Here is a 14,160-nt window from a genome sequence, read left to right on the forward strand (position 1 = left end):
ACCGACCGGTCAACAATGGCATGGTAACTGCAATATACTTACCAAGATGAAAAAGTATTTTTCTTACCCGTGCGCAAACAACAAGAAAAAACATACGCCAAGCCTTTATGTATCAGGGCTTTATAAAAATTAAGGGGGTCTGTGTGATTCAATTTTTATTAAATAACACGCCAATTGAAGTACAAGAATGCTCGCCAAGTCTCACCATTTTGGACTGGCTACGCACCAAAAAAGGGAAAGTGGGCACCAAAGAAGGGTGTGCAACTGGCGACTGTGGCGCGTGTACAATTTTAGTGGGTGAAGAGCGTATAAATGCAAACGGGCAAGCTAGTTGGCAATACAAAACCATGAACAGCTGTTTATTGTTATTAGGTAATGCGCATGCAAAACATATAGTAACGGTAGAGGCTGTGACTACTGGCTTATACCCAAACTTAACCGATTTACACCCCGTGCAACGTGCACTGGTAGAGTGCCATGGTTCGCAATGTGGTTTTTGCACGCCTGGTATAATAATGAGTTTGTTGGCTCTTTATATTAATGAGCCAACGTACCCTGGTAAAAAAGCGGTTATTCATGCACTTGGCGGTAACTTATGCCGTTGTACAGGTTATAGCCCTATATTACTTGCAGCCGAAAAAGCCTATAGCTATGAACGTAAAGCTGAACCGTACTCAGCAATGGCCGCTCAATTTAAAGCATCACTTAATACGCAATATGATGACAATATTCCATTGTTAAAAAATGGTCCTCGCAAATTTTACTTACCACAAACGGCCCAGCAACTTGTTGAGCTAAAAGCGCTTTATCCTTATACACATTTAGTTGCTGGTGGCACCGACTTTGCCATTGAGCTTAGCCAAAACATGCTCTTACCAGATGTAATTATTTCCCTTAGCCAAGTAAAGGAGCTTTGCACCTTGGCAGATAATAACGGTGAGCTACACATTGGTGCAGCACTACCTTATAGCCAATTTGTTGAGGTATTTTATAACCATTACCCAGAGTCAAAAGAGCTATTTGAACGCTTAGGATCAAGCCAAGTACGTAACAGCGGCACGCTTGGTGGCAGCATAGGAAATGCCTCTCCTATTGGCGATCCAGCTCCCCTTTTAATCGCTCTTAATGCATCAATGGATTTATTAAGCAGCGCAGGCACGCGCACTATAAAAGTTGCCGACTACTTTATTGATTACAAAAAAACGGTTCTTAAAAGCGATGAGGTAATTAGCAAGTTCACCATCCCAAAGCGCCCAGAGTCACTAAAACTGGCGTGTCATAAAATATCAAAACGCTTTGAAGACGATATATCTACCGTGTGTTTGGTACTTGCTATAGAGCATTCACAAAACATGATTACTCAAGCCCGCTGCGCTATGGGCGGTATGGCAGCTATTCCTAAGCGCGCGCAGCATATTGAGCAAAAGCTGATATCTCAATCATTACAAGTGAGCACTTTTATAGACGCAGCAACGGCTATTAACGATGACTTCACGCCCATGAGCGATGTAAGAAGCAGTGCGCATTACCGCACCACGGTAAGCAAAAACTTATTACAACGCATTGGTATTGAGTTTTGTGAGCCGCAAGCAAGCAACAATAACAACATTGCCATTACGAGGATCTCACATGCGTCACTTTGAAATGGATAAACTAAAAGCGCAAGGTGGTAGCGTTGGACAATCTAAATATCACGAAAGCGCTATTAAACAAGTTTGTGGCAGTGCAAATTTTGCCGACGATAATCCTGAGCCTTACGGTTGCCTGCATGCATACCCAGTGCTCGCCCCTGTTACAAGCGGCTTTATTAAATCAATTGATACCAGTCACGCACTAGCAGTTAAAGGCGTTAAACGTATTTTATCTGCCGAAGATGTTCCGGGTAAATTAGATATTGGCCCAGTATTTCCAGGTGACGTATTACTCACTAGTCATGAAATTCAATACCACGGGCAACCGGTGCTGGTAGTAGTTGCCGACACCTATGAAATAGCGCGCCGCGCTGCACGCTTGGTGGTTATAGAGTGCGAGCAAACTACACCCATACTTGATATTAAAGAAGCTATTAGTAAAGAGCATTGGGTAAGGCCGCCCCATTCACTTAACCGTGGTAACAGCGAAAACGCCATTAATAACGCAACCCACCAGCTTAAAGGCGAAATAAACATAGGCGGGCAAGAACACTTTTATTTAGAAGGCCAAATAGCGCTGGCGCAACCTGATAACGACGGGGGCATTCATGTTCAATGTTCTACGCAACACCCTACTGAGGTTCAACACTTAGTTGCTAAAATTTTAAAAAAGCCATTTAGCTTTGTAAACGTAGAAACCCGCCGTATGGGCGGTGCTTTTGGCGGCAAAGAAACCCAAGGCGCACCGTGGGCTTGCCTTGCAGCGCTTGCGGTTTATTACCTTGGCTGCGCAGTAAAAATGCGCCTAGCCCGCAGCGACGATTTTAAATTAACCGGTAAGCGCCACCCTTTTTATAATCACTATCATGTTGGTTTTGACGAAAATGGTTTAATAGAAGGTGCCGACGTTACCGTAAACGGATTTTGTGGCTACTCCCCAGATTTATCAGATGCAATTGTAGATCGCGCGATGTTTCATGCCGATAACGCCTACTACTACCCAGCCGCCACAATTAAAGGTAATCGCTGTAAAGTAAATACCGTAAGCCATACCGCATTTAGAGGGTTTGGAGGCCCGCAAGGGATGATTATGGGCGAGCTAATAATGGACGATATAGCAGCTAAATTAGGTAAAGATCCGCTTGAGATCCGAAAGCTCAATTTATACAAAAAAGGCCGAGATACCACGCCGTACCATCAAACCGTGGAGCAACATCTTTTAAAAGATATGATAAACCAGCTTGAGGAGTCGGGTGATTACTGGGCGCGTAAAGAGGCTATTAAAGCCTTTAATACCACATCGCCTATTATCAAAAAAGGCCTTGCGATGACGCCGGTTAAATACGGTATATCGTTTACTGTACAACACTTAAACCAAGCCGGCGCATTAGTGCATGTATATAGCGATGGCTCTATACATTTAAACCACGGCGGCACCGAAATGGGCCAAGGGCTAAACACCAAAATTGCGCAAATTGTGGCCCATGGCTTTGGGGTCGATTTTAACGCGGTAAGTATTAGTGCTACGCGTACTGACAAAGTGCCAAACACCTCGCCAACAGCGGCCTCAAGTGGTACCGACTTAAACGGTATGGCGGCGCTAAACGCAGTAAACACAATAAAAGAGCGCTTAATTGATTTTATTACCGAGCACTTTGAAGTAGACAGCCAAAGTATTACATTTAAAGATAACCTCATTACTTTTAGTAAAGGGGAAATTAGCTTTAGCGAACTTGCAAACCTTGCTTATATGAATCGTATATCGCTTTCATCAACGGGTTATTACGCGACACCCAAAATTCATTACGATAGAGCCAAAGGCGAAGGCCGTCCGTTTTTTTACTACGCACACGGCGTGGCACTCAGTGAAGTAGAAGTAGATACGCTTACGGGCGAAAACACGGTAACCCGCGTTGATATACTGCACGATGTAGGCAGTTCAATTAACCCAGCACTTGATATAGGGCAAATTGAAGGCGCCTTTGTGCAAGGTATGGGCTGGCTAACAACCGAAGACTTACAATGGAATGATAAAGGCCAGCTTGCAAGCTTTGGCCCAGCCAACTACAAAATACCAGCCATTGGCGATACCCCGGCCGAATTTAACGTCAATCTTTATAACTCAGCAAATCCAGAAACCACCGTGTTTAGATCAAAAGCCGTAGGCGAGCCGCCATTTATGCTGGCCTTTAGCGTGTGGAGTGCTATTCGTAATGCAATAAGCAGTGTGGCTGATTACAAATACACCGCCCCACTGGATACACCCACAACCCCTGAGCGAGTATTGAGTGCAATTGAGCAAACCGCTAGCTGGTTTAAGGAGCATCAACATGACTAATTTAAATGAGTCGTTTCAGGGTTTTCATACCCAAAACTGGGCGCAGGCTATAAACGAGCATGAACAAAGCGGCACTAACTATATAATTGCCACGGTACTTGGCACCAATGGCTCAACCCCACGCAGCACAGGCTCAAAAATGGTAATAAGCGGCGAGCATATTTACGACACCCTTGGCGGTGGTCACCTTGAATACGTAGTAATAGAAAAAGCCCGCAAGCTACTTGCTAAAGGCGAGGCCGCCCAAGTAATTGAGCAGTTTAACCTAGGCGCAAATTTAGGCCAGTGCTGCGGCGGGGCTGCCACCGTTATGCTTGAATGCATGCAATGCGAGCGCTTTACCCTCGACATTTATGGCGCAGGCCACGTAGCACAAGCGCTTATTGGTATATTAGCACAGCTGCCTATGCGCATACGCTGGATAGATAGCCGCGCCGATGTATTCCCACAGAACATTCCTAATAACGTAGTAAAAGTGGTTGATGAAGAGCCAACAGAGCAAGTTAAACGCGCGCCCAAAGCTAATAATTACTTAATATTAACCCATAACCACCAGCTCGACTTTGCACTCACCCAAGCCATTATTAAACGCGCTGATGCCAATTGGCTGGGCGTTATTGGCTCTGACACTAAAGCAAAACGTTTTAAGCAGCGCTTAGCTCATCGCGATTTTACCACCGAGCAAATAAAGCAAATGGTCTGCCCTGTTGGGCTTGAAAATGTAACGGGCAAGCTCCCTATGGAAGTGGCAATATCAATTAGTGGGCAGTTAATTGGCCTTTATCAGGCTATGCAAACCCATGCGCCTAAACGCCAAGGTGTGCAATGGCGAGCACTTAAAAATGCCCTAATTAACACCACGCAAGAGGAAGTAGATGCATGAGTCGCTTAAAAATTAATAACCTAAATGAAGCGCAAGCGCATCAGGTATTAGAGCATTGCTGTGCCGCCCCTAAATGGGTAAGCGGTATGCTAAATACCATGCCATTTGAAAATAAAGAGCATCTATTTCAGAGCGCGCAAAGCGTATGGGATAGCCTAGGTGAGAGCGATTATTTGGCCGCTTTTGAAGGCCACCCGCAAATTGGCGATTTATCAACATTAAGTAAAAAGTACGCCGCTACAGCGCAAAAAGCGGGGCACGAGCAATCAGGAATGAGCAAAGCAAACGAGCAAACCCTTAAAAAAATGATTGCGCTAAATAAAGAATACCTCAGTAAATTTGGCTTTATATTTATTGTGTGTGCCAGCGGCAAAAGTGCTGAGCAAATGCTTGAACTTATTGAGCAGCGTATACACAACACCCGCAGCACAGAGCTTAATATAGCTGCAGGCGAACAAGCCAAAATAACAAAAATAAGATTGGAGTCGTTGCTATGAATAAAAGTATAAAAAAAAGCCCTATCACCACCCATATTTTAGATACCAGCACAGGCAAACCGGCTGAAAATGTAGCTGTACAATTGTTTTTACTTACTAATAACGAGTGGGAATTAATTGCTCAAGGTAAAACAAATAGCGACGGGCGAATTACCGATTGGCTAAATACAGAAGTAGAATTTGCAACCTATAAGCTAGTATTTGATTTAGATAGTTACTATGAAAATCAACCTACCCCTGCGTTTTACCCAGAGGCGCAAATTACCTTTAGATTACAAGATAAAAAACACCATCATATTCCGTTATTGCTTAGCCCATTTGGCTACTCAACGTACAGAGGCAGCTAATTATGAGCACCCACAACAATAATAAAATGACCGTAATTTGTGCCAACATACTCGATTTTGTTGACGACCCAGCCATAGCCGGCGACAACGCCCATCGCTATTTTGAAAAAGGCGCGTTAGTTATTCAAAACGGCAAAGTGGTTAACCTTGGTTACGAGCAAGACATACTGCCAAGCTTAGATAAATCAGCCACTATTATTCGCCACGATGGCAAATTGGTTATGCCCGGCATGATAGACACGCACATACATTTGCCGCAAACCGAAATGGTCGGCGCGTATGGCGAGCAGCTTTTAAGCTGGCTTACCGAATATGCCTTCCCCACTGAAAAAAAGTTTACCTGTGAGCATTATTCAAAAGACATATCTAACCGCTTTTTAGATGAGCTACTTAGAAACGGCACCACCACCGCGTTGGTATTTGGTACTGTGCACCCGCAATCGGTGGATGCATTTTTTAACGAATCACAAAAACGTAATTTACGCATGATTGCCGGTAAGGTGATGATGGACAGAAACTGCCCCGACGATTTATCAGATTGCGCGCAAACCAGTTACGATCAATCAAAAGCACTGATAGAAAAATGGCACAATGTTGATAGGTTAAGCTATGCAGTAACGCCACGTTTTGCGCCCACATCAACTCCTGAGCAACTACAAAAATGTACTCAATTATTAGAAGAATACCCCGACACCTACCTACATACACACTTATCTGAAAACAAAGACGAGTGCGAATGGGTAAAAGGATTATTCCCAGAAGCAGAAGATTACCTTGGCGTTTACGAGCAAGCTAAAATGGTGCGTAAACGCTCGGTATTTGCTCATAGTATTCATTTATCTGAGCGTGAGCTTTGCTGCCTTGCCGATAACAACGCGGCTATATCTCACTGCCCTACCTCTAACTTATTTTTAGGCTCGGGCTTATTAAATTTAAAAGCCTGTGAGGAGCACGGAATAAACGTGGGTATGGGTACCGATGTAGGCGCAGGCACAAGTTTTTCTATGCTACAAACAGGTAACGAAGCTTACAAAATCCAGCAATTACAAGGTCAAAAGTTTTCAGCATTTAAAGGCATGTATCTCGCTACTTTAGGTGGTGCACGGGCGCTTGATTTAGAAGGCACTATAGGTAACTTTGCTATTGGCTGTGAAGCCGACTTTATAGTAATGGACTATGCGGCCACCTCGTTTTTAAAATTCAGAATTGGCCATGCAAAAACCCTGCATGAGCAACTTTTTGCCATGATGATGCTAGGCGATGACCGCTGCATAGAACAAACCTACATCATGGGTAAAAGTGTGTATAAGCGCGATGATAAAGAGCAGTTTTCAGCAACACATACACCGCAATTAGAAGAGGCATAACAGTTATGGAGAACTATTTATTTGAGCTTGCCCATTTAGTACTGCGTTATTTTCATGTAATTGCAGGCATTGCGTGGATTGGGGCGTCGTTTTATTTTGCGTGGCTTGATAATAACTTACAAACCCCGCCACAGTGGAAACAAAACAAAGGCATAAAAGGCGATTTATGGGCCGTGCACGGCGGTGGCTTTTACGAGGTGGCTAAGTATCAAAATGGCCCTGAAGAAATGCCGCATACCCTGCACTGGTTTAAATGGGAAGCCTACACAACGTGGATCACCGGTATTTTATTATTTAGCCTACTTTATTATGTTGGCGCCGATGTTTACCTAATCGATAACAGTAAAAGTGAGCTAAGTAAATTTGCCGCTATTGGCGCGTCGCTTGGCTTTATTGGCTTAGGGTATGGTGTTTATCGATTATTGTGTAAAACCCCGCTCGTTGAAAACGGTAAAGCGTTTATTGCTGTGGTTATTGGCATATTGGCCCTTTGGACTTACGGGGTTGACCAGCTATTCAGTGACCGCGCTGTGTATATTCATGTAGGTGCGCTTATTGGTACCTGTATGGTTGGCAATGTGTACCACATTATTATGCCAGGGCAACGCTACATGGTAAGCGAAGTAGAAGCTGGCCGTATTCCCGATTCAGCACCGGGTTTAAAAGCAAAGCTGTGCTCTATTCATAATAACTACGCCACGTTACCTGTGGTATTTATTATGCTGAGCAACCACTTTCCTTATACCTACAGCCACAGCTTTGGCTGGCTTATATTAATTGCGCTATTTGGTATTGGCATGTGGATACGCCATTACTTTAACTTAAAGCACCAAGGTATTAATAAACCTTCGGTGCTTGTAAGCGGTATTGCCGCCTTTTTTTCCCTAATGCTGGCTATAGCTCCGTGGCCTAGCAGCCCAACAAATGCAGGCGAAAACGCACCTTTACAAGCAAGCATTACCGACACTCAAGCGTGGGATATAATCAGCAAGCACTGTACACAGTGCCACAGTGAAACACCTACCTCTGAGCTTTTTCAAACAGCGCCGCTTGGCTTTAAGCTCGACTCTATTAATGATGTAAAAAAAGCCAGCACGCTTATTCATACCCGCGCGGTTATAACCAAAGACATGCCATTGGCAAATATGACCAAAATGACTGACACAGAGCGCGAAACGCTCGGCGCTTGGCTCACAACGCTTAAAAAGGAGCAATAACATGAGCGAGCAATTTAAACACTACCCGCGCGATTTAATTGGTTATGGTGCAAACACTCCACATGCAAATTGGCCCAATAAAGCACGTATTGCCGTGCAAGTGGTATTAAATTACGAAGAAGGCGGCGAAAACTGCGTGCTGCATGGTGATGCAGTCGCTGAAACGTTTTTATCAGAAATAGTTAGTGCCCCGCATGTTGAAGACCGCCATATAAGCATGGAGTCTATTTACGAATATGGCTCGCGAGCGGGTGTGTGGCGTTTACTTAAACTTTTTAAAAAATACGATATACCGGTCACCATTTTTGCAGTGGCAATGGCTCTTGAGCGCCACCCCGATGTTGCAAAAGCTTTTGTTGATGCAGGGCACGAAATAGCAAGCCATGGCCTGCGCTGGATTAATTATCAAAATATAGATAAGCAAACCGAGCGCGAACATATGCAGCAAGCTATCGAGATTATTCAAACACTCACAGGTAAAAAGCCAAAAGGCTGGTATACCGGGCGCACAAGCCCAAATACCGCAGCACTAGTAGTTGAAAATGGTAATTTTTTATATGATGCCGACGATTACAGCGACGACCTACCTTTTTACTGTATTAAAGAAGGTAAACCGCAGTTAATAGTGCCCTACACGCTTGATGTAAACGATATGCGCTTTGCTGCCGTGCAGGGTTTTAATGCCGGCGATCAGTTTTATAATTACTTAAAAGATGCCTTTGATACGCTATACGAGGAAGGCGACCCAGAAGGTGAAAACGCACCAAAAATGATGTCGATAGGTTTACATTGTCGCTTAATTGGCAGACCAGGAAGAATAAAAGCATTAGCAAGGTTTTTTGAATATGCCAGCGCGCATGAGCAGGTATGGTTTGCCACGCGCGAACAAATCGCCGAGCACTGGTTTAAAACCCATCCGTATAAGAAAGCCTAGTTTATATTTTTAAAACATAAAAAAGCCCAGCAATGCTGGGCTTAAAGTAACTTTAGGAGTAGTGGTTTATTTAGGGCGTGTTGACCTTTGTGGATTGAAATTTGTTCAATCTAGGGGCGATTAAATCGCGGCGCGAGGTTTGTAACCTAGTGGGCTAAGTAAAAAACGAGCTACAAAGAGTTTATCGTCCCTAGAAAGAACCCGAAGGGCAGCGCATGTTTAGCATTTATACTGCGTTATCGCCTATTTATGGGGAATAACCACACTACATAGACTCTGCCTTGCCTAAAAACCAAACTCACTGCTGCAAATTCACCCAACAAAGTTCAATACGCCCTAGTTAAATGACACCGTAATGATGTTAGAACATACATTTTCAGTAACACATAATTGGTAATCGTACGAAGGTAATGTAGCACCACGTACATAATCACGGTATCTGCCGTTATCTGACGTTGTATCTACTAGCTCACCGTTACGGTATACGCTTAATGACTCAGCGCCTACACTATCCCAGCTTAGATCTACTCGCATAGTATCTAATCGAGACTTATTAGCACGTTTTAAAGTCAGTTCTAGCTCTACATCACTGACAACAACCGTTTGAATTGAAGTATTAGTGTTGCCTTCACTGTCAGTTACCGTTAGTTCTACATCGTAATTACCTGATGCTGCATATACATGCATAGGGTTTTGATCAGATGATGTTGCTCCATCGCCAAAGCTCCAGCTCCACTGTGTAATATCGTTATTAGCATCAGTACTTGAGTCCGTAAAATTAACTGTTAGACCTTGTGTTTCAGCCTCAAAATCTGAGCGTGGTGGTTGTGGGCTAACTTCGCCAATAGCGCTTAATGTTAGTGACCATCCATTAATTGTTCCAGTATCTACTGCGGCAGTATCTTCCACTTGTAGTGTCCAATCACCATATGCTACTTCACCGTTAAACGCATCTGAACTGAAGCTTTTGACAATATCATCGTTACCACCGCCAACACTACTTTGTAATGTTACTTCAGTACCCTGTGCTGATATTAGTTTTACAACTAAATCACCTGAGTACGTATGAGTAATGTCAACATCAGCAGTTGTGCCAAATACAGTTAAATCATCAGAAATATTAATTACTGAACTTGCACCCTCAGGATCATTATCTGGTATTTCTATACTTGCACCGCTACTGTAAGTAAAGTCATTTAAACCAACTGGTTGAACCATTAACTTAACTGATTGCTGCTTAACAATATCACCCGCTGTAGCTGTTACCATTAGCTCGTAATCGCCCCACTGAGTGTCAGTGTCGGTTTCAACGTTAAGTTTTACTTCATCACCTGGGCGCGCTGTAAGCGATGATAAGTAAGCACCACCTAATGTTGTTGATAGTTCAAGCGTTACTTCTTCATCCCACTCGGCAATTGAGCCAATTGTAAATGTATACTGTGCGGTTTCTCCGGCTACAACTTGTTGTGTAAGCGGACTGGCTGAAATTTTAAAGCCAGGAGTAGGATCTGCATCTAACAATGCTTGATTTGCGTTAAGGCGTGTACCGGCCACAGTTTTACCTTGAAGGGCTGCATTTACATCACCGCTGCTCATTAATAACGCTTTTAACTCTTGTGTTGTTAAATCAGGGTTGACTGATAACACTAATGCGGCGGCACCCGCCACATGTGGCGTTGCCATTGATGTGCCCGAATAAGATGCATAGCTTTCACCCGGAGTAGTAGATAAAATAGCAGTACCTGGAGCGCCCATATCAACACTGGTTAAGCCCCAATGAGAGAACCATGAAATATCATCAGTTTGATTCGTACTAGCAACCGATAACACACTTGCGTTTTCGTAGTTTGATGGGTAGTGAGGGTTTACATCGTTATCAATAGTATCGTTACCAGCCGCTGCTACAAATAGTAGTTCAGCGGCTTCACTCGATTCGATAGCATCAGCCAGTGCTTGGCTGTAACCACCACCGCCCCAGCTATTATTTAATACACGTAAATTAACGCCTGAATTTTTAAGGCCAACCATGTAATCAATACATTTTATGGCATCAGAAGTTGAGCCATCACCTACTGAGTCTAAAAATTTACAACCCACTATTGATACTTCTTGATTTACACCTACTACCCCTACTGAATTATTACCACTTGCACCAATTGTTCCTGATACATGGGTGCCGTGACCTTCATCGTCCATTGGGTCACCAGTATTTGTAATTGCATTAATACCATGAATATCATCAATAAAGCCGTTACCGTCATTATCAATACCATCACCAGCAATTTCAGCGCTGTTCACCCAAATATTACTTGCTAAGTCACTGTGTGTGTAATCAACACCGGTATCAATAACACCCACAACTACATCTCGGCTACCCGTAGAAATGGTCCATGCCTCTACCGCATCAATATCAGCATCAACAGTACCACCAGTCTGACCTTCGTTATTTAAGCCCCAAAGCTCGTCAAAACGAGGATCGTTTGGAGTACTTGCCATGCTCACTCGATAATCAGGCTCAACATATTCAATAGCTTGGTGAGATTTCAAACGTGCGATAGCATCTTTAGTGCTTATTCCTGACACTTTAAACTTAGCTAAACGCCCCGACAGCAAGGACGTATAGTTATCATCAATTTCATCTTTATTTATATCAGTAATTTTAGCTCTAACTAATGAACGAGCCTGCTTGCGCATTTCTTTCGATGCATTACTTTTATATTTAACAATTATTGAATCACTGCTAGCAGTTGCAGATTGCTTTACACCCACATCAGGAACCTTTGCAGCGGCTAAACAAGGAAGTAAGGCGAGCGTAATAATAGATAATTTTGTTTTCATTGTTCTATCCATAGTTTTTGTTGGGTTAGCTTAGATGCTCTAAGCACGTTTTTTCACTATTTCGAGTACAAGGGATCACATGGCATACATTTAGAAAACAACCTAATTGATAATTAAACAAGCTAAAAAATTAAAATGCTTAAAAAACCATCCATTTTGACCAGTTAATGTATAAAAAAAACACTAAACACAGACCTTTTAATGAAATTAACACTCGACAACTTACCTAATACAGGGCCGTTAATTTTTACTGCTTTTATATCGAATTAATAATAAAAAACCAAAAAACCTCATAACCCACTGAAAAATAAAAATTAAATAATTGGTAAAAAATGATGATTTAAGAAAAGACATTAGGGGAATACAGTAATTGGGTACTTAATAGTTAACAGTTATTAAACGTAAGTTAAAAATAATGACAAAACGCTTAGTAATAATTATTAATTACATCGTAAATTTTACTTTAAGAGCTTTTCAAGTGGATCACAAAACATTATATCGGCACGGCATGCTGAAACAAAAGATACCTTTTTAAAACTTATAACATCTAAGGTATTTTATTTTACTATTTCAAGGAGAAAAATAATGAAGTTAAACAAATCACTTTTAAGCTGCGCAGTAGCAATTGCAATAGGTACTAGCTTTGCCTCTTATGCAGATACATCAAGCAAATCAGCATCAAACTCAGAACTTGCTACTAACGTTTCTGTAGAAAGTATTGAAAACTCGATGACTTTAACACAAACTTTTAATGAAAATACTGCGCTACTAACTCAAGACGGCGACAGCAATACCATGCTTGTTACTACAACAGGTAACAACAATGAAACTGAAGTTTCTCAACTTCAATCAGGAAACTACGGCGAAGTTACCACTATTGGTGATAACAATGCGCAGGTATACGCCCAGGATGGGGTTGCTAATGGTTTTATTACTGAGGTGACTGGCAATAATAATATGTTAATGGTTTCGCAATTTGGCCAAGGCTTTTTTGTAAATAATGAAGCAATTAATACGGTAACTGGTGATGATAATATCATTGATGTTGAACAAGGCACTGGTGGCCACTGGTTTTACAACATGGATATGCAAGGAAACGCAAATGAAATCACTTCACTACAAACAGGTGAATGGCATGAAGCTGAAATCACTATGCTCACGGGCGATGAAAACACTCTCGATTTAGTTCAAGACGGTTACTGGAACACCTTCAAAGTAAGTGGTCTTCAAGGTAATGAAAATGAACTTGAAGTTGAGCAACTGGGCGATCGCAATACAGCAACATTTAGCTCTATTTCAGGTGATGCTAATGAGCTTTCAGTTGAACAAGATGGTAATACAAACGCAGTAACATTTGCAGCCGTTATTGGCGATGATAATGAAATAGATTTAGATCAAGAAGGATCAATGAATACTATTGAATCTAACTTGTTTGAAGGCTCAAATAACGACGTTTCTGCTACACAAGTTGGCGCTGAAAACTTAACAACTGCCGATATTATTGGTGATAATAACGAACTTACCGCAATCCAAATGGGTAACTTAAACGAAACTTATATGGGTGTTATTGGTTCTGACAATGAGTTTATGGTTAACCAAGTTGGCGATTTAAACTCTGTTCATTTAGCTAACTTTAATGGCACAGGTAACGATGTTGATTTGGCTCAGTCTGGTGATGAAAATGCAATGCTAGTGCAATCGTCATATCCCGATGTATCGCTCACATCTAACAATAACGATATCGACATTACGCAAAGTGGCTCGCAAAATGAAGCGATTGTTACGCTTGCTGGCATTTTAGACAGTAATGATAACCAAATTGATATTGCACAAAGTGGCATGTTAAACCTTGTTGATATGATGGTTGAAGGTAATAACCACAGTATTGATATTTCACAAGAAGGTGAAGGCAACTGGGTAGGCGGTGTTGAACAATCAGCCTTTTTAGTTGGCGGTGAAAACGTAACATTCACAGTTACCCAAATGGGTAACGATAATATTGTTGAAGGCTCTGTAATTGGCTTTAACAGCACGGTATCTGTTACTCAAATGGGTGACGGAAACACAGCAACAATTACGCAAATGTAATTGCCGAGGTGGGGAGGTTA

General features: G+C 42.3%; 10 protein-coding genes. 9 read left to right on the forward strand and 1 reads right to left on the reverse strand.

Going from position 1 to position 14,160, the window contains the following annotated elements; translation table 11 throughout:
* The first annotated feature begins 143 nt into the window (after window positions 1-143).
* From xdhA to puuE, 8 genes are read left to right on the forward strand one after another with little or no spacing between them, the layout of a single operon-like run.
* A complete protein-coding gene (xdhA, locus tag EU510_RS09190) occupies window positions 144-1,643 on the forward strand; it encodes a xanthine dehydrogenase small subunit (RefSeq protein ID WP_149593234.1) in 1,500 nt (499 codons plus the stop codon).
* Window positions 1,630-3,969, forward strand: a complete 2,340-nt coding sequence (gene xdhB / locus EU510_RS09195) for a xanthine dehydrogenase molybdopterin binding subunit (protein WP_149593235.1) — start codon at window positions 1,630-1,632, stop codon at window positions 3,967-3,969. Before xdhA ends, xdhB begins: the two co-directional genes overlap by 14 nt.
* Window positions 3,962-4,852, forward strand: coding sequence for a xanthine dehydrogenase accessory protein XdhC (gene xdhC / locus EU510_RS09200; RefSeq protein WP_149593236.1), 891 nt, complete (start codon window positions 3,962-3,964; stop codon window positions 4,850-4,852). The genes xdhB and xdhC overlap by 8 nt, the downstream gene beginning before the upstream one ends.
* Window positions 4,849-5,349 carry a 2-oxo-4-hydroxy-4-carboxy-5-ureidoimidazoline decarboxylase gene (gene uraD / locus EU510_RS09205; protein ID WP_149593237.1) on the forward strand — a complete coding sequence of 167 codons (501 nt, stop codon included), beginning with the start codon at window positions 4,849-4,851 and terminating at the stop codon, window positions 5,347-5,349. Before xdhC ends, uraD begins: the two co-directional genes overlap by 4 nt.
* Window positions 5,346-5,696, forward strand: coding sequence for a hydroxyisourate hydrolase (gene uraH, locus EU510_RS09210; RefSeq protein WP_149593238.1), 351 nt, complete (start codon window positions 5,346-5,348; stop codon window positions 5,694-5,696). The genes uraD and uraH overlap by 4 nt, the downstream gene beginning before the upstream one ends.
* Before the next feature lie 2 nt (window positions 5,697-5,698).
* Entirely contained in the window at window positions 5,699-7,063 is a 1,365-nt protein-coding gene (guaD, locus tag EU510_RS09215; protein ID WP_149593239.1) for a guanine deaminase, read from the forward strand.
* Window positions 7,064-7,068: 5 nt separating this feature from the next.
* A complete protein-coding gene (locus EU510_RS09220; protein ID WP_149593240.1) occupies window positions 7,069-8,280 on the forward strand; it encodes a urate hydroxylase PuuD in 1,212 nt (403 codons plus the stop codon).
* Window position 8,281: 1 nt separating this feature from the next.
* A complete protein-coding gene (gene puuE, locus EU510_RS09225) occupies window positions 8,282-9,214 on the forward strand; it encodes an allantoinase PuuE (RefSeq protein ID WP_149593241.1) in 933 nt (310 codons plus the stop codon).
* Between the two features lie 336 nt (window positions 9,215-9,550).
* Here puuE and EU510_RS09230 read toward each other — a convergent pair whose 3' ends face one another.
* Window positions 9,551-12,052: a S8 family serine peptidase gene (locus EU510_RS09230; protein WP_149593242.1), complete on the reverse strand. Its 2,502-nt coding sequence runs from the start codon at window positions 12,050-12,052 to the stop codon at window positions 9,551-9,553.
* A 585-nt stretch (window positions 12,053-12,637) separates the two neighbouring features.
* Between EU510_RS09230 and EU510_RS09235 the strand changes: the two genes are divergently transcribed.
* Window positions 12,638-14,140 (forward strand): curlin, encoded by a 1,503-nt coding sequence (locus EU510_RS09235; RefSeq protein ID WP_149593243.1) that lies wholly within the window; start codon window positions 12,638-12,640, stop codon window positions 14,138-14,140.
* The last annotated feature ends 20 nt before the right edge of the window (window positions 14,141-14,160 follow it).

Origin of the sequence: Pseudoalteromonas sp. FUC4, from assembly GCF_008370255.1 — a bacterium.
Lineage (GTDB): Bacteria > Pseudomonadota > Gammaproteobacteria > Enterobacterales > Alteromonadaceae > Pseudoalteromonas.